The sequence below is a fragment of the Corynebacterium sp. NML180780 genome (assembly GCF_007786415.1).
GTDB classification, from domain to species: Bacteria; Actinomycetota; Actinomycetes; order Mycobacteriales; family Mycobacteriaceae; genus Corynebacterium; species Corynebacterium gottingense.
Genome location: NZ_VNKN01000004.1, coordinates 24,270 through 50,012 on the forward strand (window position 1 = coordinate 24,270; position 25,743 = coordinate 50,012).

Sequence of the window (25,743 nt, forward strand, 5' to 3'; positions counted from 1 at the left end):
CCGGGTCGGTGGGGCGTCGATAAGCACCTGCCCCTTAGTCCTCCGGCATCACCGGCGGCTCGATCTGCTTGAGCACCATGGTGGAGCGGGCAGGCACGGTCAGGGTGCCCTCAGCGTCGGCGGGATCGAAGCCGACGGGGTAGCCCAGGGGCTCGGTCGTGTCGATGAGCACCTCCCACTTCGCGCCGAACTTCTGCGGCGGGATGCGGAACTCGATGTCCTCGTAGTGGGCGTTGAACATGAGCACGAAGGAATCGTCCGTGATGCGGTGGCCGCGCGAATCGGGTTCGGAGATCGCGTCGCCGTTGAGGTAGACCATCAGCGCCTTGCCAAAGGCGAAGTCCCAGTCCTTCTGCTCCATTTGCTGCCCGTCCGGGACGAGCCAGGCGATCTCGCGGTCCAGCACGTCCTCACCCAGCGCACCACCGGAGAGGAAGCGACGGCGGCGGAAGACGGGGTGGGCCTTGCGGATGGCAATGAGGCGTTTGGTGAAGTCGTGGAGCTCGTTTGCCTCGTCCAGGCGGTCCCAGTTCATCCAGGCGATCTCGTTGTCCTGGCAGTAGACGTTGTTGTTGCCGCCTTGGGTGCGCGCAAACTCGTCGCCGTGGGCGATCATGGGCGTGCCCTGGGACAACAGGAGCGTGGTGAGGAAGTTGCGGCGCTGCTGGGCGCGGAGCTGGCGCACCTCCGGATCGTCCGTCGGGCCCTCCACGCCACAGTTCCAGGAGCGGTTGTGGCTCTCGCCGTCGCGGTTGTCCTCGCCGTTCGCGTCGTTGTGCTTCTCGTTGTAGCTCACCAGGTCATTGAGCGTGAAGCCGTCGTGCGCGGTGATGAAGTTGATCGACGCGGTCGGGCGGCGATCGTTGTGTTGGTACAGGTCCGAGGAGCCGGTGAGGCGGGACGCGAACTCGCCCAGGGTGGAGCCCTCGCCGCGCCAGAAGTCACGCATGGTGTCGCGGTACTTGCCGTTCCACTCGCTCCACAGCGACGGGAAGTTGCCCACCTGGTAGCCGCCCTCGCCGACGTCCCACGGCTCCGCGATGAGCTTGACCTGGCTGACAACCGGGTCCTGCTGCACGAGGTCGAAGAAGGTGGCCAGGCGGTCCACATCGGAGAACTCTCGGGCAAGGGTGGAGGCGAGGTCGAAGCGGAAACCGTCGACGTGCATCTCAGTGACCCAGTAGCGGAGGCTGTCCATAATCAGCTGCAGCGAGTGCGGGTCGCGCACGTTAAAGGAGTTGCCCGTCCCCGTGTAGTCCATGTAGTGGTACTTGTCATCGTCCACCAGGCGGTAGTACGCCTCATTATCAATGCCGCGGAACGCAATCGTCGGGCCCATGTGGTTGCCCTCCGCGGTGTGGTTGTACACCACGTCCAGGATGATCTCCATGCCCGCCTCGTGGTAGGCGCGCACCAGGTGCTTGAACTCGGCCACGGCGTCGCCGGGGTTGGAGGTGGAGGCGTAGTCGTGCTCCGGGGCGAAGAAGCCGAAGGTGTTGTAGCCCCAGTAGTTGCGCAGCCCCATTTCCTTCAGGCGGTCGTCCTGGAAGAACTGGTGGATCGGCAGCAGCTCGACGGAGGTGACGCCGAGGTCCTTGAGGTATTCCACCATTGCGGGGTGTGCCATACCGGCGTAGGTGCCGCGCAGGTTTTCCGGGATGTCCGGGTGCGACTGCGTCATGCCCTTGACGTGGCACTCGTAAATCACCGTTTCCTCGTCGGGGATGCGCGGGCTGCGGTCGTCGCCCCAATCGAAGAACGGGTTGATCACCACCGAAAGCATGGTGTGACCCAAAGAGTCTTCCTCGTTGCGGCCGGTGCCGGGTTCCTCAGCGTCCGGGTCGTAGGAAAAAAGCGCGGAGTGGGTGTCAAAGGAGCCGTCGAATGCGCGTGCGTAGGGGTCGATGAGCAGCTTGCTCGGGTCGCAGCGCTTGCCGTCAGCCGGGTCCCACGGCCCGTGGACGCGGTAGCCGTAGCGCTGGCCGGGGGCGATGCCGGGGAGGTAGCCGTGCCAGACGTGGTTGTCCATCTCTTCGAGGGGGACGCGCGTTTCGGCCCCGTCGTCGTCGATCAGGCACAGCTCGACGGCATCGGCGACACCGGAGAACAGTGCGAAGTTCGTGCCGGCTCCGTCGTAGGTGGAGCCAAGCGGGTATGCGGATCCTGGCCACACGATCGGTGCCTCGGAGGTGGTGGGTGCATCAGAAGGTGCAGTAGGTTCAGTCATGTCGACCGATCCTAGCCAAATTTGCGCGCTCGGTCCCGGCTACGCGCCTGTCTTGCCCGTCGTGCCTCCAGCGCGCAACCCCGCCATGAGGAGCGCGACGCCTTCCTCGTGCTCGCGCGTCGCTTCCTCGGCGCCCACCACCGGCCGCTCCCCGGTGGCTTCCGCCAGCTGCGCGCCTGATTGGTACACCGTCGCCGCGCCAAGCGTCATGGTGACCAGGCCCGCCGCCGCTGAGCGAAGGACACTTGCCGGAGCGCCCTCGTTCGCGACTTCCCGCACTGCCTCCTCAAAGACGGTGGAAAGCTCCCCGCGGATGCGCGCTCCCGGCTGGCTCATTGCCGCGAGCACGACCTCGGCGCCATCGCGGATGCCCAGGACGGCCTCCCGGAGGGAGCGCGCGAGCTGTTCCGGCGCGGTCGCCTCCCCCGCGGCGCCGGCTGCAACTGGTCGCACAATCTCCGCGGCAAGGCAGGAGATGAGCTCCTGTTTGTTCTCGATGTGCCAATACAATGCCCCCGGGGCAACGCCGAGTGAGGTGGCCACGCGGCGCATAGAGACGTCCGCCAGCCCGTACTCTGCCAAAATGCGCAGCGCGGATGCGGTAATGGTGTCCCGGGTCAACTGCATAATGCTCCATCGTAACTGTGGTGCAGTCAGGGCACGGGAGGTTCATTGCCCCGATTGCTCACAGGAAGCGCCCAGAATGTTGTCACCTCAACTCGACGATTGCCCCAGCTGGGTGTTGTTAGGATGGTCGAGACAACTTACAAGTATCTCGAGCGTGCGTTCGCGCGTCCAAGAGCGATACGAACCCGGGCGGTCCGACTTCCCGGGAGATGAAGAGAGGTAATTCGTGAGGTTTTCCACCAAGACGACGAAAGCTGCTGCAGCAGGTGTCACGGCAATCGCCCTGACCTTGACACTGTCTGCGTGTGGCTCAGGGGAGGAAACCAAAGGCGGCGGTCTGTCCACGGCAGCAGAGGCCGCCGGGGACAACGGGGCCGACAACACCGAGTCCGTCGACGGCGCCGCGAAGGAATCGGAAAAGAAGTCCGGGGACGACAAGGACCAGAAGGACGGCCAGGAGGCTCAGGACTCCAAGGGCGGGGATGCCGCGAAGAAGACCTCGGACAAGGATGCCAAGGACTCCGGCGAGAAGGGTTCTGGCTCCGACAACCAGGGCGAGAACGGCGATGTGCCCACCATTGCCAACCCGTTTGCGGACGGCGAGTACGAGCAGGTCACCCACGAGCCGATCGCTGGTGGCCAGGATGCGTCGCAGGGCGACATCGATGAGATGACCAAGGTCGTCGAGGCCGTCTCCAACCCGGAGTCGCTCGCCACCTGGACCCGCACCATCCTGGATAACTCCTGCAAGGCCGTGCGCGACCCCGCGATGGAGGAACTGGAGCGCCAGGGCATGACCCTGGACTCCGTCGAGGAAGCGGCGCGGATGCAGGAAGATGCCGGCATGACCATGGACCTGCCGAAGTCCGAGATCTCCCTGGCGGACGTGCGCGTTGACGGCGACCGCGCCTCCGCGTCCGTGACGGCCAAGAATGATTCCGGCGAGGATACCCAGACCCAGCTCTTCCAGCGCGAGGATGGCCGCTGGAAGCTCTGCAACTAGTCAGCGCCCCTCGTTGAGTACCGCATTAGAAACAACCCAGCCCGCGTCGCGGCCCCGCATCCCGAGGTTCCCAGCCCGGATCGGGGCGGACGCGGGCCTTGTAGTGTGCGCGCTGCTGCTTGGTATTGGCGGCGGCCTCGTGTGGGGCTGGCTGCGCCCGGCGTACGTGGGCACGGCGGATCACGGGAGGCTCGCCATCGACCAGGTGGCCAGTCCGGAAAACGTGGAGTTCGCCGCGACCGGCTGGTTCAGCCTGATCACTCTGGCCATCGGCGTCGTCCTGGCCGTCGTCGCGTTGCGCCAGTTCGCTACTCGACGCACCCGTGGAGGCCTCGGCTCGCTATGTTGGCTCATCGCCTGCGCGGTCTCCGCGGTCCTGACGGTGGCCGTTACCGGCGACGTGCTCGCCGCGGCGCTGCACCCGCTGGACCACGCGAACCTGGCCGACGGCCAGCAGGTCGAGATGGTGCCTCCCGCCAAACTCGGCGCTGCATGGTTGGTCGGCCCGTTTGTCTCCTCCCTGATCTATTGGGCCTTCAATGCGATGTCCCTCGTGGTGGAGCGGGACGAGCCGCCAACTGACTGACGAACTTGCCGCGCGCAGCGGTACCGACCCCTACACTGGAAACGTCCTGGGGCATAGCCACGCAAAGGCCGCGCCCCGTACCTCAAAGCAACGCGAGCGATGTTGGGAGTTTCCATGCTGCACGTCACCGACCTCCGGGACACCACGCCGACGACATCCGAGCTCCGTCGCGCACTACCGCGCGGCGGGACGGACGTGAACGCGGTACTGACCACCGTGGCGCCGATGGTGGAGGCCGTGCGCACCGGAGGAGCTGCGAAAGCCCTGGAATACGGCGAACAGTTCGACCGGATCCGCCCCGCGTCGGTGCGCGTGCCCGCCGAGGTCATTGAGCGGGCCGTCGCCGACCTTGACCCCGCAGTTCGTGACGCGCTTGAGCTGGCCATCCAGCGCATCCGCCGCGTCCACGCGGAGCAGAAGCCAGCGGCGCACACGACGCGCCTGGCGGCGTCGGCGCACGTCACCGAAAAGTTCGTTCCCATCAACCGCGTGGGCCTCTACGTCCCCGGGGGCAAGGCGGTCTACCCGTCGAGCGTGCTCATGAACGTCATCCCGGCGCAGGAGGCGGGTGCCACCTCCATGGTGGTGTGCACACCACCCCAGGAGGAGTTCGGCGGCTGGCCGCACCCGACCACGCTCGCCGCCTGCTCCTTGCTCGGCATCACCGAGGTCTGGGCGGTCGGTGGCGCACAGGCCGTGGCGCTCATGGCGTACGGCGACGACGCAGCCGAGCTCGAGCCGGTGGACATGGTCACCGGGCCCGGCAACATTTTCGTCGCCGCCGCCAAACGCCTGGTCAACGGCGTGGTTGGCATCGACGCGGAGGCGGGCCCCAGCGAGATCGCGGTGATCGCGGACGAGCACGCCAACGCCGAGTACGTCGCGCTGGACCTCATTTCCCAGGCGGAGCACGACGAGCAGGCGGCCAGTGTCCTCATCACTGACTCGGAAGCGTTCGCGCGCCGCGTCGACGAGCTGGTGGAGCAGCACTCCACGTCCACGCTCAACGCGGAGCGTGCCCGCAGCGCGCTGGGCGGGGCGCAGTCCGGCATCGTGCTGGTGAACGACAAGGACGCCGCGGTCGCCGTGGCCGACGCCTACGCCCCGGAGCACCTCGAAGTCCACACCTCCAACGCCAGGGAGATTGCGGAGCGCGTGACCAACGCCGGCGCGATTTTCGTCGGCCCGTACTCGCCGGTGCCGCTTGGCGACTACGCCGCCGGATCCAACCACGTCCTGCCCACGTCCGGCACCGCGCGCTTCTCCGCAGGACTGTCCACCCACACCTTTCTCAAGCCGGTCAACCTCATCGAGTACGACCAGGCCGCGCTGGCGGAGATCGGCCAGGCGATCATCACCCTGGCCGCCGAGGAGCAGCTGCCCGCCCACGGCGAATCCATCCGCGCACGACTCGAAGGAGGCCGCTAACCATGCAGTTTCAGGACGGCACACTCGCCGCGTCCACCGAGCTCGCCGGGCTGCCGCTGCGCGATGAACTGCGCGGCAAGTCCGCATACGGCGCGCCGCAGCTCAAGGTCCCGGTCGCGCTGAATACCAATGAGAACCCGTACCCGCCATCGCAGGAGCTTATCGACGCCCTCGTGCAGGAAGTTGCCGCCGTCGCCGGCGACCTCAACCGCTACCCGGACCGCGACGCGCTCGCGCTTCGTAGCGACCTCGCCGCCTACATCAGCGGCCAGACCGGCGTCCGCGTCACCCGCGACAACGTCTGGGCGGCCAACGGCTCGAACGAAATCCTCCAGCAGCTGCTGCAGGCCTTCGCCGGCCCCGGCCGCAGCGCGATGGGGTTCGTCCCCAGCTACTCCATGCACCCGATTCTGTCTGCGGGCACGCAAACGGAGTTCATCGCGGTCCCGCGCGGTGAGGACTTCCGGATTGATCTTCAGGCGGCGCTGGTGGGCGTCGATAAGCATGCGCCCGACGTCATCTTTGTGACCACGCCGAACAACCCGACTGGCGACGTAACGAGCCTGGACGACATCGAGCGGCTCATCCAAGCCGCGCCGGGCATCGTGATCGTGGACGAGGCGTACGCCGAGTTCTCGCCGAGCGCTTCGGCGGTGACGCTGCTGGAGCGGTACCCGGAGAAGCTCGTGGTGTCGCGGACCATGTCCAAGGCCTTCGATTTTGCGGGCGGGCGGCTCGGCTACTTCGTGGCGGCGCCGGCGTTTATCCAGGCAGTGATGCTCGTGCGGCTGCCGTACCACCTCTCGGTGCTTGCGCAGGCGGCCGCGCGCGTGGCGCTTCGGTTCGCGGGGCAGACCCTGGAAACCGTGGAGAAGCTCGCGCAGGAGCGCGACCGAGTCCAGGCGGCGCTGGAGGAGATGGACTACGATGTCGTGCCGAGCGAGTCGAACTTCGTCTTCTTCGGGCCGTTTGCCAACGCGCCCGCCGCGTGGCAGGAGTTCCTCGATCGCGGCGTGCTGATTCGCGACGTCGGGGTGGCCGGCCACCTGCGCGCGACCATCGGCTTACCGCACGAAAACGACGCATTTCTCACCGCAGCGAAGGAGGTTTCCCATGGCTGAGTCTCCGGCGCCAGCCGCGCAGCGCATCGGCACCGCGACCCGCACGACCAGCGAGTCCGACATTACGGTGCAGATCAACCTTGACGGCACGGGACAAGTCGAGGTTGACACCGGCCTGCCATTTTTTGACCACATGCTCACCGCGTTTGGCACCCACGGCGCGTTCGACCTCTCCGTGCGTGCCCAGGGTGATACGCACATCGACGCCCACCACACCGTCGAGGACACCGCCATCACGCTGGGCTGGGCGCTTATCGACGCCATCGGTGACAAGCGCGGTATCCGCCGGTTCGGCTCGATGCTGCTGCCCATGGACGAGACCCTGGTGGAAGGTGTCGTCGACCTGTCCGGGCGGCCGTACTTTGTCATGCACGGCGAGCCCGAGCACATGGACTGGCAGGTCATCGGCGGGCACTACGCCACCGTGATCAACCGCCACTTCTTCGAGACGCTGGCGTACAACGCGCGCCTCACGCTCCACCTCAACGTGCGCTACGGGCGCGACCCGCACCACATCACGGAGGCGGAGTACAAGGCGGTGGCCCGCAGCCTGCGCCAGGCGGTGGAACGCGACCCCCGTATCACGGGGGTGCCGTCGACGAAGGGGGCGCTGTAGGTGTTTAACGTCGCTGCCGGAATGTGGGTTGTCGTCCTCTTCCTGCTTGCCGGGCTGCTCGCCGGGGGAGTGTGGTCGGCGTATCAACACGGCTCAAAGGCCGTCACAATTGTATTAGCTCTACTCGCTGCGCTGGCATTCGTGTTCGCGCTGTTCAACATGGCAAAGGTGGTGTGAGGTGTCCTTCTTTTCCCGTCGTCCTGTGACTACGGAAGAGATCAATTCCCTAACAAGTGTGTGGCAGGCACGCGGTCTTAAAGCGGTCTTCGTGGCCATGGCGTGCGCGTTCGGCGCGTGGGCCCTGCTCCTGCCCGTCGTTCCCACCGCCGTCCTTGACGCTGGCGGGGGCGAGACACTCGCCGGCACCACGACCGGTGTGTTCATGCTCTTTACCGTCACCACACAGGTATTTACTCCGCGGCTGCTACGAAAGTTTGGCTACACCACTGTGATGTCGGTTTCCGCGTTCCTCCTGGGCTTCCCCGCGGTGGGGTACCTCCTCGGGATGGGAGCGCCCGAGGTGCTCACCATTTCCGCGATCCGCGGCGTGGGATTCGGTGCGCTGACGGTGGCGGAGGCGGCGATCGTCGCGGAGCTGGTACCCATCAGCCTGCTGGGCCGCGCGACCGGCGTGGTGGGCATCATGATTGGCCTGGCACAGATGATCGCGCTGCCCACTGGCATGGCCCTGGTCCAGCGCATCGGGTACGACGCTGTCTACCTGATCGCGGGTGGCGTCGGCCTGCTCGCGCTCGTGGCCTGCCAGGGCATCCCGCCCATCCCGCCGCCGGAGAAGGAAACGTCGGAGACGGACCACATTTACGTGCCGATCTGGCGGTTGGTGCTCGTCCCTGCGCTCGCGCTAATGTTCGTCACCACCGCATACGGTGCGATTACGAACTTCCTGCCGGCGTCGATGCGCGAGCTCGACCCTGTCGCCGGCGCAACCCTGGGCGGGCTCATGCTGGGGTTCATGAACTTCGCCTCCATGCTCTCGCGCTACTACGCGGGCCACGTCATGGACCGCGTGGGGTACCCGGGTACCGTGATGATTCGTTTCCAGATCACCGCCGCCCTCGGCGTCTTCCTCATCGCCGCGATCCTGGTGTTCCAGCTGTCTGTGTGGTGGATGGTGCTCGCGGCGCTGCTGTACGGACTCGGCTTCGGCGCCGTGCAGAACGAGGCGCTGACCATGATGTTCTACCGGCTGCCCCGGTCCAAGACCTCAGAAGCCGCGGCGATTTGGAACGTGGCCTACGACGGCGGCACCGGGCTCGGCTCGACCTTCTACGGCATGCTGCTGACCACGATGGCGTTTTCGCCCATGTTCGGTATTTCCGCGGCGGTCATCATGATCGGCCTGGTGGTGACGTTGCTGGACCGCCAGCTGGGCCGCCACCGCGTGGTTGAGGTGAACAACCTCGCCGCCCGGCTCCAGTCGGTGCAGGCACCGCGCCGCCACCGCCGCCGCGACCGGTAAGATGAGCCACCATGAACGCCACCCCTGAGCGCCCGGACCACGCGACAACGCCGAGCAGTGCCCCCAGCGTCGCCCTGCTTGATTACGGAGCGGGCAATATCCGCTCCGCGCAGCGCGCCCTCGAGCATGTCGGCGCGCAGGTGAGCGTCACACAAGACCCGCACGTGGCCGTGGAGGCTGACGGCCTGCTTGTTCCTGGGGTGGGAGCGTTCGACGCGTGCATGCGCGGCATCAACCGCGTCAACGGCGGTCGCGTCATTGGCCAGCGCCTCGCCGGGTCGCGCCCGGTGTTGGGGATCTGCGTCGGCCTGCAGGTGCTGTTTGACCGCGGCGTGGAGCACGGCGTGGACACCAAGGGGCTCGGCGAGTGGCCCGGGGTGGTTGAGAAGCTCGAGGCTTCGGTGCTGCCGCATATGGGCTGGAACACCGTCGAGATCGCGGACAACAGTGAGATGTTCGCCGGTCTGGACCCGCAGACGCGCTTTTACTTCGTGCACTCCTACGGGGTGCGCGACTTCGCGCTGTCCGCCGACGACTACATCGCGTACCCCAAGGTCACCTGGGCAACGCACGGCGACTGCCGGTTCGTCGCTGCGGTGGAGAACGGCCCGTTGTGGGCCACGCAGTTCCACCCGGAGAAGTCCGGAGACGCAGGCCTGGCGCTGCTGGAGAACTGGGTGAACACGCTGCGCTAAACGCGTGGCGGCGCTGCTACCATGTGTGCATGGATTTCACACTGCTGCCCGCCGTAGACGTTGTTGATGGCCAGGCCGTCCGCCTCGAGCAGGGCGAGGCCGGGACGGAGAAGAGCTACGGCGACCCGTTGGAGGCTGCCCTTCGCTGGCAGGAGCAGGGGGCGCAGTGGCTCCACTTCGTTGACCTGGACGCTGCCTTTGGGCGGGGGTCGAATCACGAGATGATGGCGGACATCGTCGGCAAGCTTGATGTGCAGGTGGAGCTGACCGGGGGGATTCGGGACGACGCTTCGCTTGAGCGCGCCCTGGCCACCGGTGCGCGTCGCGTGAACATCGGTACCGCAGCGCTGGAGAACCCGCAGTGGGCGGCCGATGTCATCGCGCGTTTTGGTGACAAGATCGCGGTGGATCTGGCGGTGCGCGAGGAAGCCGGCGAGTGGCGCACGAAGGGCAACGGCTGGACCTCGGACGGGGGCGATCTCTGGGAGGTCCTGGAGTACTTCGATGCGGCGGGGTGCGCGCGCGTTGTGCTTACCGACGTCAGCAAGGACGGCACCCTGACCGGTCCGAACATCGAACTGCTGCGGGAGGTCTCGGCGGCGAGCGACGCTGCGGTGACCGCCTCCGGTGGTATCGCCACACTCGACCACGTGCGGGAGCTGGCCAGCTACGCGGAGGAAGGCATCGACTCGGCCATCATTGGCAAGGCGCTCTACGAGCGGAAGTTCACGCTGACCGAAGCGCTCGACGCGGTGGCACACGCCACGCCCGCGGCCCAGGACTAATTGCGAGACGAAGGAGAAGGGGCACCGCACGTGAGCGAGTTGCACCAGCCCGATTCCAACACCGATGCGGCGGGGACAGGCGTCGACCTTCCCGGGTGCATGGACGCCGCGCGCGACGTGGTAGCACAAGCTCGCGAGCTCTTCACCGCGCACCTCGGGGCGGCGCCGGCGTTGGATAAGGGGAAGGGGGACTTCGCCACCGAAGCGGACCTGGCCATCGAGGCGCTCCTGCGGCGCCGCCTCGAGTCAGAAACCGGCGTGCCCGTCTTTGGGGAGGAGCAGGGCGGGGAGCTCAACGAGCACGCGTGCTGGGTCGTGGACCCCATCGACGGCACGTCGAACTACTCGACCGGCAACCCCAACTGCGCGATTCTGGTCTCGCTGGTGGTGCGCGGCGAGCCGGTCCTCGCGCTGACGGACATCCCGCTGATGGACATGCAGCTGAGCGCCGTCGCGGGCGGCCCGGTCATGCTCAACGGGGATGCGTTGCCACCGGTGAACAGCCGGACGGCGTCCGCGTGGCAGGTTGGCGTGGGCTCCGTCGGCTCGGACGACCGGCAGCGGTTCCCTGCCCGGATGCGCCTGGGACTTGTCGGGGCGCTCGCGGAGACGGAGCTGCGCCCCCGCATTTCCGGCTCCGTGGGGGTGGACCTGGCGTTCGTGGCGCAGGGCATCTACCAGGCGGCCGTGAGCTTCTCGCCGCACATCTGGGACAACGCGGCGGGCGTGTGCCTAGCGCGCTGCGCCGGCGCGCGCGTGACCGACGCCGTGGGCAAGCCCTGGCACATGCGTTCCGTCGGCGCCCTGCTCGGCACCCCAGAGGCGCACGCTCGGACCCTGAGTACGATGAAGTCCGTTGTGTAGATAGCCCTGTAGCCCTGTAGCCCTGCCCGAAAGGACGTGCCCGCTCATGCCCGTTGCAATTCGTGTGATCCCGTGCCTCGACGTGGACGAGGGCCGGGTGGTCAAGGGGGTTAACTTTGCCAACCTCCGCGACGCCGGCGATCCGGTCGAACTGGCCAAGAAGTACGGGGAGGCAGGCGCCGACGAGCTGACGTTCCTCGACGTCTCCGCGTCGAAGGAGGGCCGCGGCACCATGTTGGATGTCGTGCGCCGCACCGCGGAGCAGGTGTTCATTCCCCTCACCGTCGGCGGGGGAGTGCGCTCTGCTGACGACGTGCGCGAGCTCCTCCGCGCGGGAGCGGACAAGGTGAGCGTGAATACCGCAGCCATCGCGAACCCGTCGCTGCTGCGTGAACTCAGCGAGGAGTTCGGCGCCCAGTGCATCGTGCTGTCCGTCGATGCGCGGCGCGTCCCCGAAGGCGGCGCGGAACAGCCGTCCGGGTTCGAGGTCACCACCCACGGCGGCACGCGCTCAGCAGGTATCGACGCCGTGGAGTGGGCCCGCACCGGCCAGGACCTGGGCGTGGGTGAAATCCTCTTGAACTCCATGGACGGTGACGGCACGAAGGAGGGGTTCGACCTGGACCTGCTGCGCGCGGTGCGAGAGTCCGTGACGATCCCGGTGATCGCCTCCGGCGGCGCCGGTAAAGCGGAGCACTTCCCGCCCGTGGTCGATGCAGGTGGCGACGCGGTGCTTGCCGCATCGATCTTCCACTTTGGCGAGGTCTCCATCGCCGCGGTGAAGGACGCGCTGCGGGATGCCGGCAAGGAGGTCCGGTAAGTGGACACCCAGCACAGCGATAATCCTGCCGAGTATGCGCTCGACCCGGAGATTGCGCAGCGCTTGAAGCGCAACGATGCGGGGCTCGTTCCGGCAGTGGTGCAGGCGGCGGACACCCGCGAGGTGCTTATGATGGCGTGGATGGATGACCACGCGCTGGCCTACACGCTGGCCACGCGGCGCGGGACCTACTATTCGCGCTCCCGCCAAGACTACTGGATTAAGGGACTGACCAGCGGGAACGTGCAGCGTGTGACGGAGGTGCGTCTGGACTGCGACGGCGATACCCTCCTTGTCACGGTGGAACAGACCGGTGGGGCCTGCCACACGGGCGATCGCACTTGCTTTGACGCGGACCAGCTACTCTGACGCGCACGACTACTAAGGAGCACAACATGAGCCAACCGTCGAAGGGCTGGTCCCGCGCGGGCGCGATCGCGCTCGGCGTGGGCGGCGCTGCGCTGTGGGCCTTCGCACGCATGGAATGGATCCAGGTGGACTACCAGGACGACCTCTCCGGCGGAGGCAGCGTGGCCATCCGCGGGGCGGAGTGGTCCACGGAGACGACGGCGGTCGCGTTGCTGCTCATCGTCGGCATGATCGCAGGTGTTGCCCTGCGGCGCTGGGGTCGGCGCGCGGTGGGCATCGTTGGCGCGCTCGCGGGCGTCGGCGGCGCGATTTCGCCGGCGACGACGCTGCTCGGCACGATCGACCCCGAGCGGGTGCACACGCTGCTCAGCGTGGGGTCCGACACCGCGCAGACCGCGCAACAATCCCAGTCATCAGGAGCTGTGATTGCGGAATGGGCCGACATTACTGCCACGACGGTGGCACCGCTCGGGCCGATCGGTGCGCTGCTCGGTTGCCTCGTTGCGGTGGTCGGCGGCGTGCTGCTGGCGGCCAAGCCGGGACAGGACTCTGCGAAGCTGAACAAGTACGAGCAGGAGACGGTGCGCCGCGAGAAGATCCATGAGGACCTCGAAGCACGTCCGGACTCGGGTCGCGTCCTGTGGGACGCGCTGGACGCAGACATCGATCCGACTGAGCAGTTGGGCCAGCCGGAGCACCCGGAGCGCCCGGAGCGCCCGGAGCACTCCGTGCGCCGACGGGACCAGTAACCAGGGGAGATTTCGTGCGCAGCGGCCAACCCGTCTATTCTATGGACAACAGTCAAGACTCCTGGAGGTAGTCATGTTGGCACCGCACACGGCTGACGCGCCCGACAAGGTCAACACCGTTGTCGCCAGCGTCCTGCGCGACGTTGCCAAGCGCGAATCTGTCGTTTCCTTCCAGGACATTAAGGCCCGCTCCCGCGCAATGGCGCCAACTCGGGACGCCAAAGCCGCGCTGCTGCGCCACGGGTGCGGGGTGGTTGCGGAGATTAAGCGCAACTCTCCGGTGTTCGGACCGACCGCCGCCACCTACCAGTCCATCGAGGAGGTGGCGCACGCCATCGAGCAGGGCGGGGCGCACCTCATCGCGTGCCAGACGGAGCGCCTGCGTTTCGACGGTTCCCTGGCGGACATGGCGGCCGCCAGGGAAGCGGTGGAGCTGCCCATGGTGTGCAGGGACGTGATCGTTGACCCCTACCAGATCCACGAGGCGCGCTGCTACGGCGCGGACGTGCTTCCCCTCCAGGTGGAGATCCTGGAGCAGGCGAGGCTCGCCGCGCTGCTGGACCGCGCGGAGTCGCTCGGCATGGTGGTCATGGCGGAGGTGCGCACCCCAGAGGAAGCGGACCGCGCGCTTCAGGCCGGGGCGAGCGTCATCGCGGTGAACTCGTGGTCGTTTGAGACCAACTCGCTCAACCGCGACGCGTTTGCGGAAATCGCGCCGGGTCTGCCCAGCGAGGTGATCAAGATCAGCCTCGGCGGCGTCGCGACCGCGAAGGACTTGATGGCGGCTGCCGCGTGCGGGGCGGACGCGGTGCTGGCCGCCGAGGCGATCATGAACGGGGGAGACATCTTGGCGGCAACCAGGAAGCTTGCCGCAGCCGGGCAGCACCCGGCCTGCCCGTCGCGGAGGTAGCGTCGATAAGCACGAGGCCCTGTTCGAGATTCGGGGCACGCTCAGGCACACTATGTGTCGTGGAAACCTTTTATTTGGCAAATATTCCGTCGCCGCCGCAAGGCGTGTGGCACCTCGGGCCGGTGCCGATCCGCGCCTACGCCCTGTGCATCATCACCGGCATCTTCGCGGCAATGTGGCTCGGCGTGCGGCGCTACAAGGCGCGCGGCGGCGACCCGGACGTGGTGTGGGACGCGGCCATCGTGGCGATCCCGGCGGGTATCGTCGGCGGCCGTCTCTACCACGTCATTACGGACCATGAGAAATACTTCGGCCCCGGCAAGGACCCTCTGCAGGCGCTCAACATTACCGCCGGTGGCCTGGGTATTTGGGGCGCGGTCGCGCTCGGCACGCTCGCGGTGTGGGCCCTCATGCGGTACCGCAAGGTGCCGTTTGCGCCGCTTGCCGACGCCCTCGCGCCCGGTGTTGTGCTCGCACAGGGCATCGGACGACTGGGGAACTGGTTCAACCAGGAGCTCTACGGCGCGGAAACGGATGTGCCGTGGGCGCTGGACATCTACTACCGGGTCGACGAGTCCGGGAAGTTCGCGCCACTGACCGGGCATTCGACCGGCGAGGTCTTGACCAGTGTGCACCCGACATTCCTCTACGAGCTGGTCTGGAACCTGCTCGTCTGCGCGCTGCTGCTGTGGGCGGACCGCCGGTTCCGCCTCGGGCACGGCCGCGTGTTCTGGCTCTACGTGGCGGGGTACACGTTCGGTCGCTTCTTTGTGGAGCTCATGCGTAGCGACGAGGCGACCATGATTTTCGGGCAGAGAGTCAACACCTGGGTTTCTGCAATTGTGTTTTTGATCGCGGTTATCTTGTTCCTACGCTTGCCCGAGGGGCGTGAAACCACAGCTCAGGTGCGGTCGACTAGGGGGTCTAGCCCGGTCGGTGGGGAAGCGCAGGAAGATACGGCGGAATGTCCGATTGTGCCCGAACGGTCATCGGAAGACGAAAAGGAGTACCGTTGGAGACCGGAAGCAGGGCCCGGCAATCGCCCCGGTCATGAAGGCTGAGGCGGGGTCGTCGCCCTGAAGAGTTCGTCAACATCCAGATAGGTTGGAGATCGTGGATAGAAGAACAAAGATCGTTTGTACGCTGGGTCCGGCTGTGGCTTCCAAGGAGGGCATCCTCGGGCTGGTCAAGGACGGCATGGACGTCGCCCGCCTGAACTTCTCGCACGGTGATTACCCTGATCACCAGAAGAACTACGACTGGGTCCGCGAGGCGACCGACGAGACCGGTCACGCCGTCGGCATCCTGGCCGACCTGCAGGGCCCGAAGATCCGCCTGGGCCGCTTCAAGGACGAAAAGACCTACTGGGAGACCGGCGAGACCGTCCGCATCACGATCGATGATGTGCAGGGTACGCACGACCGCGTCTCCACCACCTACAAGGGCCTGGCCAACGATGCGCAGCCGGGCGACCGCCTGCTTGTGGACGACGGCAAGGTCGGCCTGGTGTGCGTCGAGGTCGACGGCAACGACGTCGTGTGCCGCGTGACAGAGGGTGGCCCGGTGTCCAACAACAAGGGTGTGTCGCTGCCCGGTATGAACATCTCCGTGCCGGCCCTGAGCGAGAAGGACAAGGCCGACCTGCGCTTCGCCCTGAACATGGGCGTGGACATGATCGCCCTGTCCTTCGTTCGCTCCCCGGCGGACGTCGACCTGGTCCACGAGATCATGGACGAGGTCGGCCGCCGCGTCCCGGTGATTGCAAAGCTGGAGAAGCCGGAAGCGGTTGACGCCATTGAGTCGATCATCCTCGCATTCGACGCCGTCATGGTTGCCCGTGGCGACCTCGGCGTGGAGATCCCGCTCGAGGAGGTCCCGGCCGTGCAGAAGCGCGTGGTCCAGATCGCCCGCGAGAACGCGAAGCCGGTCATCGTGGCAACCCAGATGCTGGACTCCATGATTGAGAACTCCCGCCCGACCCGTGCAGAGGCTTCCGACGTTGCAAACGCCGTGCTGGACGGCGCGGATGCGGTCATGCTCTCCGGCGAGACCTCCGTCGGCGTCGACCCACACAACGTGGTCCGCACCATGAGCCGCATCGTCCGCTCCGCAGAGGGCACCGGCGAGGTGCCGAAGCTCCAGCACGTCCCGCGCACCAAGCGCGGCGTGGTGGCGTACTCGGCCAAGGACATTGCTCAGAACCTGCACGCCCGCGCGATTGTCACCTTCACCACCTCCGGTGACACCGCACGCCGCGTGGCCCGCCTGCGCCCGGACCTGCCCATTCTGGTGTTCACGCCGCACCCGCAGGTGCGCTCACAGCTCGCCGTGTCCTGGGGCGCGGAGACCTTCCTCTGCCGCGACGTCCACTCCACGGACGAGATGATCGAGGTCGTCGACGAAATCCTGCTGGGCATGGACCGCTACGACGAAGGCGACACCATGGTGGTTGTCGCTGGTACCCCGCCGGGAATCTCCGGCAATACCAACACCATCCACGTCCACCAGCTGGGCGAGGATACCCGCAGCCCGCGCTAAGACTTCCGCGCGAACTGCTGCCGCATCGCCCCCGGCTGACGCACCAAAACGTGCGTTTAGCCGGGGGCGATGTCGCGTTTCCGGGGGCGGACGTATGGTGGCAGCATGTCTAGTATCTCTGTCCGCGACGCCCACCTGCACAACCTCAACAATGTCGACGTCGACATGCCGCGGGGAAAGCTCGTGGCGGTCACGGGCGTGTCCGGGTCGGGCAAGTCCTCGCTCGCATTCGGCACCATCCACGGCGAGGGCCAGCGCCGCTACCTCGAGTCAGTCGCACCCTTCGCGCGCCGCCTCATCGGCTCCGCCGTGGACCCCCAAGTGAGCCAGGTCGAGGGCCTGCCGCCCACCGTCGCACTGCAGCAGTCCACCACCTCCGGCGGCACGCGCTCGACCGTGGGCACGATCTCCGCGCTGTCCAACAGCATCCGCCTCCTGTACTCCCGCGCGGGCGACAACCCGCACGGCCTGTACTCCGACTCTTTCTCCCCGAATACGCCGGAGGGCATGTGCCCCACCTGTCACGGCACGGGCGTGGTCCACGAGCCGACGGAGGCAACGATGGTCCCCGACCCGTCGCTGTCCATTGAGGACGGCGCGATCAAGGCGTGGCCCGGCGCGTGGGCGGGCAAGAACTTCCACGACATCCTCCAGGCACTCGGCTACGACCTGGACTCACCGTGGGAGGACCTGCCACAGGAGGACCGCGAGTGGATCCTGTTTACCGACGAGCGCCCGGTAGTCACCGTCAAGCCCCTGCGCGGGAAGGACCAGATCCAGCGCAATTACGAGGGCACCTGGCGCTCGGTGGCGAGCTACCTGCGCAAGACGCTCGCGGAGACGCAGTCCGACTCGCTGCGCAAGCGCACCCTGTCCTTCATGGAGTCGCGGACTTGCGAAACCTGCAACGGCCGCCGACTGAACCAGCGCGCCCTCGAGGTCACCTACGCAGGGTTGCCTATCGACGAGCTCGGCGCCCTCCCGCTCGACCGTGCCCACGAGCTGTTGGCGCAGCAGCACCCGGAGGACCCCAGCTCCGCCGAGGCGCTCCTGCTCAAGCAGATTCTGCCCTCGCTGACCTCCGCCCTGGAGCTCGGGCTGGGTCACCTCAGCTTGGACCGACCGGCGCAAACGCTTTCCGGCGGCGAGCTGCAGCGTATCCGCCTGGCGGCGCAACTGCGCTCCGGCCTGTTCGGCGTGGCGTACGTGCTCGACGAGCCGTCCGCCGGCCTCCACCCGGCCGAGCGGGGAGCGGTGCTGGACATCTGCCGTCGCTTCATCGACGCCGGCAACTCCGTCCTCCTGGTCGAGCACGACATGGACCTGGTCGCGCAGGCCGACTGGCTTGTAGACGTCGGCCCGCTCGCCGGCCAGCGCGGCGGCGACGTGGTCTACTCTGGCCCGGTTGCGGACTACGACGCTGACACCCCCACCGCGCGCGCCCTGCGCAATAGGACACTTGAGCTGAAGGTGGAGCCGACCGAGCCTGCCGGCGACCTCGTGCTCTCCGGTGTTCGCGCCCGCAGCATCGACGCGTTGGACTTCACCTTGCACCTTGGCCAGTTCACCGCGGTGGCTGGCGTCTCCGGATCCGGCAAATCCACGCTGATCAGCACCGTGCTCGCGGGGCTGCTGCGCCGCAACGCGACGATGGTGACCGACGAGGACAGCCCTGCCGAGGAGCGCGGGTGGTCCGTCGACAATGCGGAAGGCCTCGAGCGCGTGAGCCGCGTCGTGCAGATTACGCAGAAGCCGATCGGACGCACGCCGCGCTCCACGCTGGCCACCTACACCGGCCTCTTCGACAACGTGCGCAAGCTCTACGCCTCCACCGACGAGGCGAAGCACCGCAAGTGGACCGTCTCCCGCTTCTCCTACAACGTGAAGCAAGGCCAGTGCCCGACCTGCGGCGGCGCTGGCAAGATCGAGGTGGAGCTCGTGTTCTTGCCGGGTTCGTACACCACCTGCCCGGACTGCGGCGGTGCCCGCTACAACGACGAGACGCTCGAGGTCCAGTGGGAGGGCCGCACGATCGCAGAGGTGCTGGAGCTGACTGTCGACGACGCCGCCACGGTCTTCGCCGACGAGCCGAAGATCCTGCGCGCGGTGGAAACGCTCCAGGCCGTCGGCCTTGGATACTTGCGGCTGGGGCAGGGCGCGCCGGAGCTCTCCGGCGGCGAGGCCCAGCGCATTAAGCTCGCCACCGAGCTGCAGCGCTCCCGCATCTCGCGCCGCGGCCACACGGTTTACATCCTGGACGAGCCGACTACCGGCCTGCACCCGGCCGACATCGCACTGCTCAACGCGGAGCTGCACAAGCTGGTTGACGCCGGGCAGACCGTCGTGGTGGTCGAGCACGATCTGTCGATGATGGCCCAGGCGGACCGCATCGTGGAGATGGGGCCGGGCGCAGGTGCCGAGGGCGGCCAAATCGTCGCGGATGCAACGCCCGCTAAGCTCGCAGGCCTGGATACGCCTACCGGTGAAGCACTGCGGTCGCGGGCGTAAAGCCGGACCACCACCACTCCCGCCATTGCTCAGTCGCCGCGTGCGCGGGCGGGATGATCGTGCCCTGCGCTGTCCGGATCTCGCTCACCGGGCTAATCCCGTGGAGTGAATTGAGGTACCACAGCGGGCGGTCGCAGCACGACTCCACGGTGAGCGCCTCCCTCCGCACGGGAACGCCCAACCAGCGGGCGCGCTCCGTCACCTGCCGCAGCGTGATGCTGGGGAGGTAGACACCCTCTGGGGTGACAAGCGTTTCACCGTCCCACGCGACGAGTGCGCCGTTTGACGCTTCAACCATCGCGCCGGAGCTGTCGGTGATAGCGATGTCATCGGTTTGTGTATCCATGTACTCGCGCCGGTGCAAGCGAAGCGGGATGAAGTCGGGGCCCTTCACTAGCGGGTGCTTCCGCGGGTCCGGCGCGGCTGCGTAGGTGAGACTCGTGGTGTCGCGGGGCAGCGGCGCGAACCGGAGCTGCAAAATGAGTTCACCCTTGTACAAGGCGATGCGGGGGAACAGCTCGCCCTCGGAGGCCATGGCGACCATCTCCTCCACGAACCCTTCCGGGAGCGGTCCCGCGGTCTCCTCGAATCGGTCGAGGTGGAGGTCAAGGCGGTTCGTACGGCCACGAGAATGGCGCCACGAATCAGCGACGGTGTACCTGTCCACGTAGGAGCCGGGTTGCCAGCGGCGAGGGCGGAAACCGTCCTCCCAGACGTATTCCGTTAACGGGAACTCCGCGAACTTTTCGGACACTGCAACGCCTCCACTACTGCATCGGCCTTCAACTGCTTTTCATCCCACTCTGCCACGGGATCAGAATCCCAGACGATTGCCCCTCCGGCACCCACAGTGAGCTGCTCGCCACGTTTGACCGCGGTGCGGATCACAATGTTCAGGTCCGCCGTCCCGTCGAACGCAAAGTACCCGATCGTGCCGGAATAGATGCCGCGCTCGCCGGCCTCCAGGCTGTCGATGATCTCTAGGGTGCGCTCCTTCGGCGCGCCCGTCATCGAGCCCCCGGGGAACGTGGCCCGCAATAGCTCCGCCGCGGTGACGCCGGGGCGCAGCCGCCCCGTCACCGTAGAGACCAACTGGTGGACCGTCGCGTACGTCTCCACGGCCATCAGGCTGGGTACCTCGACCGACCCGGGCTCGCACACCCGGGACAGGTCGTTGCGCAGCAGGTCCACGATCATGAGGTTTTCCGCCCGCGTCTTCGCGTCCTGTCGCAGGAACGCCGGGTCTTCCTCGCGTGCGATCGTGCCCTTGATCGGCTTGGAGGACACGATGCCCCCGCGGACGCGGAGGAACCGCTCGGGAGAGGAACAGAGGATCTCCTCCGTGCCCGTGTCCAGGTACGCAGCGTACGGCGCGGGGTTGGCGCGGCGCAGCCGGCAGTACGCGTCGAGACCGCTCCCGGTGATTGTGGTCTCCCACGTGTCGGTGAGGCAGACCTCGTAAGAGTCGCCGCGTGCGAGCGCCTCCTTGATGTCCCCGATGCGCCCGAGGTACGTGTCTTTGTCCATCCGCCACGCACCGGTCCCAAGATCGATTGGCCACGCCTCGTGCGGGCGCGGGGTAGCGGTCGCTTGGGCGGTGCGGACGGCGTGGATAAGCTGCTGCATCAAGCGTTCGGTCTCGGGTGTCTCGTGCTCGTCGACGAGCACGCAGCACTCCACCACGGCGCCATCGTGGTGGTAGACCACAAACGCGTGCGGGCGCAGCCACCAGCCCGCGCCGGGTGTGCGCGCGTAGGCGCAGTAGCCCACGAGCCCGCCAGGGATGGGCCCGACTGCCCCGCGTTGCAGCTGGGCAGAAAGCTTATCGACGCTCCCCGCACCGTCAAACACCGCAGCGAGACTCCCGGCCGAAGTGCCCATGATGGTGGTGCCGTCGCCGGTAGCGGAGTCGAGCCAAAACGCCTCCGTCGCCGGCAGGGTGGAGCGCAGCGCGCGGAAGAGCGCCTCGGTGTCGAGCGCGCCCTCGAGCCGTGTGCGCGCTACGCGCCACGGACCGGGCAGGCCAAGGAAGTTACGCATGAGCGCCTCGCCGTGCTCGGTGAGGATCGATTCGGGGTGGAATTGCACACCCCAGTGGTTCAGGCCCGCGACCTTGAGCGCTTGGACCGTGCCGTCCTCAGCGCGGGCGTGGACTTCCAAACGCGGGTTGCTGGCTGCGGGATCAGCGACGCACAGCGAGTGGTAGCGCACCACGTGCATGCCCTGCGGAAGCCCCGCGAAGATGCCCTCGCCGGAATGGGTGAGCGTGGACAGCATGCCGTGCTGCGGTGCGGCGCGGTGGATCGGCGCACCGGCGAAAAGCCCGAGGCCCTGGTGCCCGAGGCACACCCCGAGCAGCGGAAGTTTGGCCTCCGCTGCGGCCTCGATGGCGCGCCGGGAGGCCCCGAAATCCTCGTCGCTCTCCGGGGTGCCAGGGCCGGGGGAGATGATGATATGGGAAAACTCCCCGGCGCGGATGCGCGCGGGGAGTTCCGGTGCCTCTGGGGCGTCGCAGCGGACCACCAGGGGTTCGCTGCCGGCCACCTCCGCCACGAGGTGGGCGAGGTTGTAGGTGTAGGAATCGCGGTTGTCCAGCAGCAAGATCATGGTGCGGATGATCTTACCGCTGGGGTGTACGCCTCCTAGTTTGCGGTGGACGCGTTGTGCTCCGCGTTGACCGGGGTCGGCTCGATCTTCCAGACTTCCTCCGCGTAGTCGCGGATGGTGCGGTCGGAGGAGAAGCGGCCGGACGCGCAGATGTTGATCCAGCACATCTTCGCCCAGTGATCCGGGTCTGCGTAGTACTCGGCGGCCATGCGGTCGCGGGTGTCGCGGTAGTCCGCGAAGTCGCCGAGCGTGTAGTAGACGTCCGGGTCGTCGAAGCCGAAGCCGTCGAGCAGGGAAGTGCGGATGTCGTGGAAGGCTCCGCTGCCGTTGTCGTCCAGGGTACCGTCGACAAGCGCATCGAGCACGCGCATCAACCCCGGGGTGTCGGCAGCGACCTGCTTCGGGTCGTAGTTGCGCTTCAGCTCGGGAAGCTGCTCCTCGCGGGCGCCGAAGATGTAGGCGTTCTCCTCGCCCACTGCCTCGGCAATCTCCACGTTGGCGCCGTCCATGGTGCCCAGGGTCAGCGCGCCATTCATCATGAACTTCATGTTCGAGGTGCCCGAGGCCTCCTTGCCGGCCGTGGAAATCTGCTCGGACACGTCGGTCGCCGGGATGATGTGCTCGGCGGGGGAGACGTTGTAGTTCTCCACGAACACGACCGTGATGTACTTCGAGGCCTCCGGGTCATTGTTCACCAGCTCGGCAATGGTGTTGATGAGCTTGATAATGCCCTTGGCCATGGTGTAGCCCGGAGCCGCCTTGGCGCCGAAGATGAAGGTGCGCTTCGGGATGTCACGCTCGCCGTCCTGCGTGATGCGGAAGTACAGGTCCAGGATGTACAGCGCGTTCATCAGCTGGCGCTTGTACTCGTGGAGGCGCTTGATCTGGGTATCAAAGACGGAGTCCGGGTCGATCTCCGCGCCCTGGCGCTCCGCGATCCACTCGGCGAAGTCGCGCTTGTTGTCGGCCTTGATCTCGCGCAGCTCCTTGAGCACGGCCGGGTCGTCGGCGTAGCGGCTCAGTTCCTGCAGCTTGGACAGGTCGGTCACCCAGGCGTCGCTGCCCGCAAGGCGGTCCAGCAGCGCGGACAGGCGCGGGTTGCACATGCGCAGCCAGCGGCGCGGGGTCACACCGTTGGTCTTGTTGTTGAACTGTTCCTGGTTCATGCCGTACCAGTAGGCGAGCGTGTCACGCTTGAGAATTTCGGTGTGCAGCGCGGCCACGCCGTTGACGGAGTACGACGCGTAGCAGGCGATCCACGCCATGTGGATGGAACCGTCGTGCACGGGGGAGTAGTGGTGCGCTTCCTCCGGGCCGATGCCGCGCTGTTCCATGTCGATGCGGTAGCGACGGTCAATTTCCTGCACGATTTCCCAGATGCGCCAGAACAGCTGCTTGAAGATGGACTCTTCCCAGGTCTCCAGCGCTTCCTGCAGCACGGTGTGGTTGGTGTAGGCGAAGGTGTTGGAGGTGACCTCCCAGGCGTCCTCCCAGCCCATGCCGTGCTCGTCCATAAGCAAGCGCATCAGCTCGGGGATGCCTAGGACCGGGTGGGTGTCATTGAGCTGGATGGAGTTGTACTTGTGGAACTCGCTGAGGTCCTCGCCGTGGTGCTCGACGTAGTTGTCTACCAGCTCCTGCAGGGACGCGGAGACGAAGAAGTACTGCTGACGCACGCGCAGCACCTTGCCCGCGTAGCTGGAGTCGTTGGGGTAGAGCACGCGGGTGATGTCGTGGACCGCTTCGCGCTCCATGATCGCGTCGGTGAAACGCTGGTGGTTGAAGGCGTCGTAGTCGAACTCGTGCATCGGCGACGCGTCCCACAGACGCAGGGTGCCCACGTTGTCGGTGCCGTATCCGGTGATCGGCATGTCGAACGGGATGGCGCGCACGTGCATGTCATCAAACTTGATGATGCGCTGCTCCGAGCCGCGTCGAACGATGAACGGGTAGAAGGACTCCTTCCAGGCGTCCGGGTGCTCCTTCTGGAACCCGTCGACGAACTCCTGGCGGAACAGACCGTAACGGTAGAGCAGGCCGTAGCCGGTCAGCGGGTAGTCCTGGGTCACTGCAGAGTCGAGGAAGCAGGCGGCGAGACGGCCGAGGCCGCCATTGCCCAGCGCCGCGTCGTGCTCGGCCTCGAGCACGTCCGACAGCTCGTGGCCGTTCTCACGCGCAACGCGCTGTGCCTCGTCGACCAGACCCAGGTTGGTCAGGTTGTTGAGCAGTGCGCGGCCCTGCAGGAACTCGGCGGAAAAGTACGCGGCCTGGCGGCCCGCGGCGTACTTGGAGCGGGTGGCATCCCAGTTGTCCGCCAGCTGCTCCATCACGGCGGAGGACAAGCCGGTCCAGAATTTCTTATTCGTGGCGTTTTCCGGCGTGCTACCGGAAAACGCGCGGACATGGCCGCCGAGCGCGGCTTCGAGCGACGGGGCGTGTGCGGGGTTGTTCATGCTCTGCCTTCCAGGAATTTTGCAAAATGAGTTTCCGTTGCCCGAGCCTACCGGCTCTTCGCGGGCGCGTCAGTGGCCAAATAGGTCAGCACCGCGGCCAAACCGGCGTTGGTTGCCGCCTTGATCGTGGGCTCGTATTCGGGGAGGAACGTGGCCATGTGGTTGACAGGTACGTCCTGCTCCACGCGGTCCGCCGCGACGGCCTTGTCCCACTGCTCGCGCGGGGTGCAGCCGATGAGCCAGAAGAAGTACGGCACGCCGAAGGCCTGCGGCAGCACCGGGAAATCCTCGGACACCGTCTTGCGCGCGGCGTTGACGGAATCGGTGCCAAAGACATCATTAAACGTGGCGCGGACCTTGTTGTACACCACCGCGTCGTTGCTCATCAGCTCGCCGTGCGCGAAGTACTCGATCGTGGGCGCCTCGGTGGAGCCGGAGGCGAGCACCTCGGCGTGGACGACGCGCTCGATCGAGGCGTAGACGCGGGCCTTGGTGCGCTCGCTGTAGAAGCGGCAGTTCAACACCAGTTCCGCGTGGCCCGGGATAATGTTGTTGGTCGTGCCCGCGTGCATGCTGGCCACGGTGACCACGGCGAAGTCGTTCGGATCTACCTCGCGGCCCACCAGCGCCTGCATGCGGGAGATGATCATCGCGGCAGTGTAGGTGGGGTCGATGGAGTTGTGCGGCATCGAGCCGTGCGCGCTGCGGCCGGGGATGCGGATGCGGATGGAGTCGCAGGCAGCAAACTGCGGGCCGGACTTGGACATGACCTGCCCCGCGCGCCCGGGCATGACGTGCTGGCCGAAGCAGACTTCGGGGAAGGGGATACGGTCCACCAATCCATCGTCCACCATCGCTTCTGCGCCTGCGCCGATCTCCTCACCAGGCTGGAACAGGGCGATAAACGTGCCCGACCACTTGTCGCGCGTGTTGTCCAGGAAGTGGCACATGCCCATCAGTGCGGCGGTATGAATGTCGTGGCCGCAGGCGTGCATGGTCCCCACTACTTCGCCGTCCTTCGTGGTGACGCGCTTGTGCGACGCGTAGGGGACGCCGGTCTGCTCGGTCACGGGCAGGCCGTCGAAGTCCGCACGGTGCAAGACCGTGCTGCCTTCGCCGTTGCGGAAGATAGCGCAGATGCCGTACTTGCCAATCGGCGCGATGACCTCGCAGTCAAGGAAGCTCAGTTCCAACAGGAGGCGTTGGTGCGTTTCCTCCTCCTGCAGCGAGAGTTCCGGGTTGGCGTGCAGCAGCTCGTAGAGCCTGCGCTGCCAGGCCGGATCGATCTCGTAGGATTCAATTATGGACGCGATATTGCTCGTGTCGCTCAAGGTTGCTCCTCCGTGTGGTCAACCCA

The 25,743-nt window shown here is 66.6% G+C and carries 23 protein-coding genes; 17 read left to right on the forward strand and 6 right to left on the reverse strand.

What is annotated here, in order from left to right; genetic code table 11:
• Window positions 1-34: 34 nt before the first annotated feature.
• Both glgX and FPP74_RS03235 read right to left on the reverse strand, forming a co-directional pair.
• The gene (gene glgX, locus FPP74_RS03230; RefSeq protein WP_144717144.1) at window positions 35-2,227 is read right to left on the reverse strand and encodes a glycogen debranching protein GlgX; all 2,193 of its coding nucleotides are present in this window, start codon (window positions 2,225-2,227) and stop codon (window positions 35-37) included.
• Window positions 2,228-2,266: 39 nt separating this feature from the next.
• Window positions 2,267-2,854, reverse strand: coding sequence for a TetR family transcriptional regulator (locus FPP74_RS03235; protein WP_144717145.1), 588 nt, complete (start codon window positions 2,852-2,854; stop codon window positions 2,267-2,269).
• A gap of 226 nt (window positions 2,855-3,080) precedes the next feature.
• On the opposite strand from FPP74_RS03235, the gene FPP74_RS03240 reads away from it, so the two are divergent.
• The 17 genes from FPP74_RS03240 (at window position 3,081) to FPP74_RS03315 (ending at window position 19,326) form a co-directional block, all read left to right on the forward strand.
• Window positions 3,081-3,857, forward strand: a complete 777-nt coding sequence (locus FPP74_RS03240; protein ID WP_144717146.1) for a hypothetical protein — start codon at window positions 3,081-3,083, stop codon at window positions 3,855-3,857.
• 13 nt (window positions 3,858-3,870) lie between these two features.
• Window positions 3,871-4,443, forward strand: a complete 573-nt coding sequence (locus FPP74_RS03245) for a hypothetical protein (RefSeq protein WP_144717147.1) — start codon at window positions 3,871-3,873, stop codon at window positions 4,441-4,443.
• Window positions 4,444-4,557: 114 nt separating this feature from the next.
• Window positions 4,558-5,871 (forward strand): histidinol dehydrogenase, encoded by a 1,314-nt coding sequence (gene hisD, locus FPP74_RS03250; protein ID WP_144717148.1) that lies wholly within the window; start codon window positions 4,558-4,560, stop codon window positions 5,869-5,871.
• A 2-nt stretch (window positions 5,872-5,873) separates the two neighbouring features.
• On the forward strand, window positions 5,874-6,992 hold the full coding sequence (locus tag FPP74_RS03255) for a histidinol-phosphate transaminase (RefSeq protein WP_144717149.1): 1,119 nt from the start codon (window positions 5,874-5,876) through the stop codon (window positions 6,990-6,992).
• The gene (hisB, locus tag FPP74_RS03260) at window positions 6,985-7,608 is read left to right on the forward strand and encodes an imidazoleglycerol-phosphate dehydratase HisB (protein ID WP_144717150.1); all 624 of its coding nucleotides are present in this window, start codon (window positions 6,985-6,987) and stop codon (window positions 7,606-7,608) included. The genes FPP74_RS03255 and hisB overlap by 8 nt, the downstream gene beginning before the upstream one ends.
• Complete coding sequence (locus FPP74_RS12170) at window positions 7,609-7,785, forward strand: hypothetical protein (RefSeq protein ID WP_158221631.1); 177 nt, start codon at window positions 7,609-7,611, stop codon at window positions 7,783-7,785. It begins immediately after the preceding gene.
• A gap of 58 nt (window positions 7,786-7,843) precedes the next feature.
• A complete protein-coding gene (locus tag FPP74_RS03265; RefSeq protein ID WP_255456048.1) occupies window positions 7,844-9,088 on the forward strand; it encodes an MFS transporter in 1,245 nt (414 codons plus the stop codon).
• 11 nt (window positions 9,089-9,099) lie between these two features.
• The gene (hisH, locus tag FPP74_RS03270) at window positions 9,100-9,783 is read left to right on the forward strand and encodes an imidazole glycerol phosphate synthase subunit HisH (RefSeq protein ID WP_144717151.1); all 684 of its coding nucleotides are present in this window, start codon (window positions 9,100-9,102) and stop codon (window positions 9,781-9,783) included.
• Between the two features lie 29 nt (window positions 9,784-9,812).
• A complete protein-coding gene (gene priA, locus FPP74_RS03275) occupies window positions 9,813-10,568 on the forward strand; it encodes a bifunctional 1-(5-phosphoribosyl)-5-((5-phosphoribosylamino)methylideneamino)imidazole-4-carboxamide isomerase/phosphoribosylanthranilate isomerase PriA (protein WP_095545922.1) in 756 nt (251 codons plus the stop codon).
• 30 nt (window positions 10,569-10,598) lie between these two features.
• The gene (locus FPP74_RS03280; RefSeq protein WP_369801150.1) at window positions 10,599-11,432 is read left to right on the forward strand and encodes an inositol monophosphatase; all 834 of its coding nucleotides are present in this window, start codon (window positions 10,599-10,601) and stop codon (window positions 11,430-11,432) included.
• Window positions 11,433-11,478: 46 nt separating this feature from the next.
• Window positions 11,479-12,252, forward strand: a complete 774-nt coding sequence (gene hisF / locus FPP74_RS03285; RefSeq protein WP_095545921.1) for an imidazole glycerol phosphate synthase subunit HisF — start codon at window positions 11,479-11,481, stop codon at window positions 12,250-12,252.
• On the forward strand, window positions 12,253-12,621 hold the full coding sequence (hisI, locus tag FPP74_RS03290) for a phosphoribosyl-AMP cyclohydrolase (RefSeq protein WP_095545920.1): 369 nt from the start codon (window positions 12,253-12,255) through the stop codon (window positions 12,619-12,621).
• Between the two features lie 26 nt (window positions 12,622-12,647).
• Window positions 12,648-13,370, forward strand: a complete 723-nt coding sequence (locus FPP74_RS03295; protein ID WP_095553943.1) for a TIGR02234 family membrane protein — start codon at window positions 12,648-12,650, stop codon at window positions 13,368-13,370.
• A gap of 73 nt (window positions 13,371-13,443) precedes the next feature.
• On the forward strand, window positions 13,444-14,280 hold the full coding sequence (locus FPP74_RS03300; RefSeq protein ID WP_095277546.1) for an indole-3-glycerol-phosphate synthase: 837 nt from the start codon (window positions 13,444-13,446) through the stop codon (window positions 14,278-14,280).
• Between the two features lie 59 nt (window positions 14,281-14,339).
• Window positions 14,340-15,341 carry a prolipoprotein diacylglyceryl transferase gene (lgt, locus tag FPP74_RS03305; protein ID WP_144717152.1) on the forward strand — a complete coding sequence of 334 codons (1,002 nt, stop codon included), beginning with the start codon at window positions 14,340-14,342 and terminating at the stop codon, window positions 15,339-15,341.
• 52 nt (window positions 15,342-15,393) lie between these two features.
• The gene (gene pyk / locus FPP74_RS03310) at window positions 15,394-16,818 is read left to right on the forward strand and encodes a pyruvate kinase (protein ID WP_095534968.1); all 1,425 of its coding nucleotides are present in this window, start codon (window positions 15,394-15,396) and stop codon (window positions 16,816-16,818) included.
• A 105-nt stretch (window positions 16,819-16,923) separates the two neighbouring features.
• Entirely contained in the window at window positions 16,924-19,326 is a 2,403-nt protein-coding gene (locus FPP74_RS03315) for an excinuclease ABC subunit UvrA (protein ID WP_095545917.1), read from the forward strand.
• On the opposite strand, the gene FPP74_RS03320 is transcribed toward FPP74_RS03315, so the two are convergent.
• The 4 genes from FPP74_RS03320 to FPP74_RS03335 are packed head-to-tail and all read right to left on the reverse strand — an operon-like array spanning window position 19,295 to window position 25,717.
• A complete protein-coding gene (locus FPP74_RS03320) occupies window positions 19,295-20,080 on the reverse strand; it encodes an aminotransferase class IV (protein WP_095545916.1) in 786 nt (261 codons plus the stop codon). The genes FPP74_RS03315 and FPP74_RS03320 overlap by 32 nt on opposite strands.
• A complete protein-coding gene (pabB, locus tag FPP74_RS03325; protein ID WP_144717153.1) occupies window positions 20,050-21,933 on the reverse strand; it encodes an aminodeoxychorismate synthase component I in 1,884 nt (627 codons plus the stop codon). The genes FPP74_RS03320 and pabB overlap by 31 nt, the downstream gene beginning before the upstream one ends.
• A gap of 35 nt (window positions 21,934-21,968) precedes the next feature.
• Entirely contained in the window at window positions 21,969-24,386 is a 2,418-nt protein-coding gene (locus FPP74_RS03330) for a glycogen/starch/alpha-glucan phosphorylase (RefSeq protein WP_144717154.1), read from the reverse strand.
• A 47-nt stretch (window positions 24,387-24,433) separates the two neighbouring features.
• Window positions 24,434-25,717, reverse strand: coding sequence for an amidohydrolase (locus FPP74_RS03335; RefSeq protein WP_095536786.1), 1,284 nt, complete (start codon window positions 25,715-25,717; stop codon window positions 24,434-24,436).
• Window positions 25,718-25,743 lie beyond the last annotated feature (26 nt).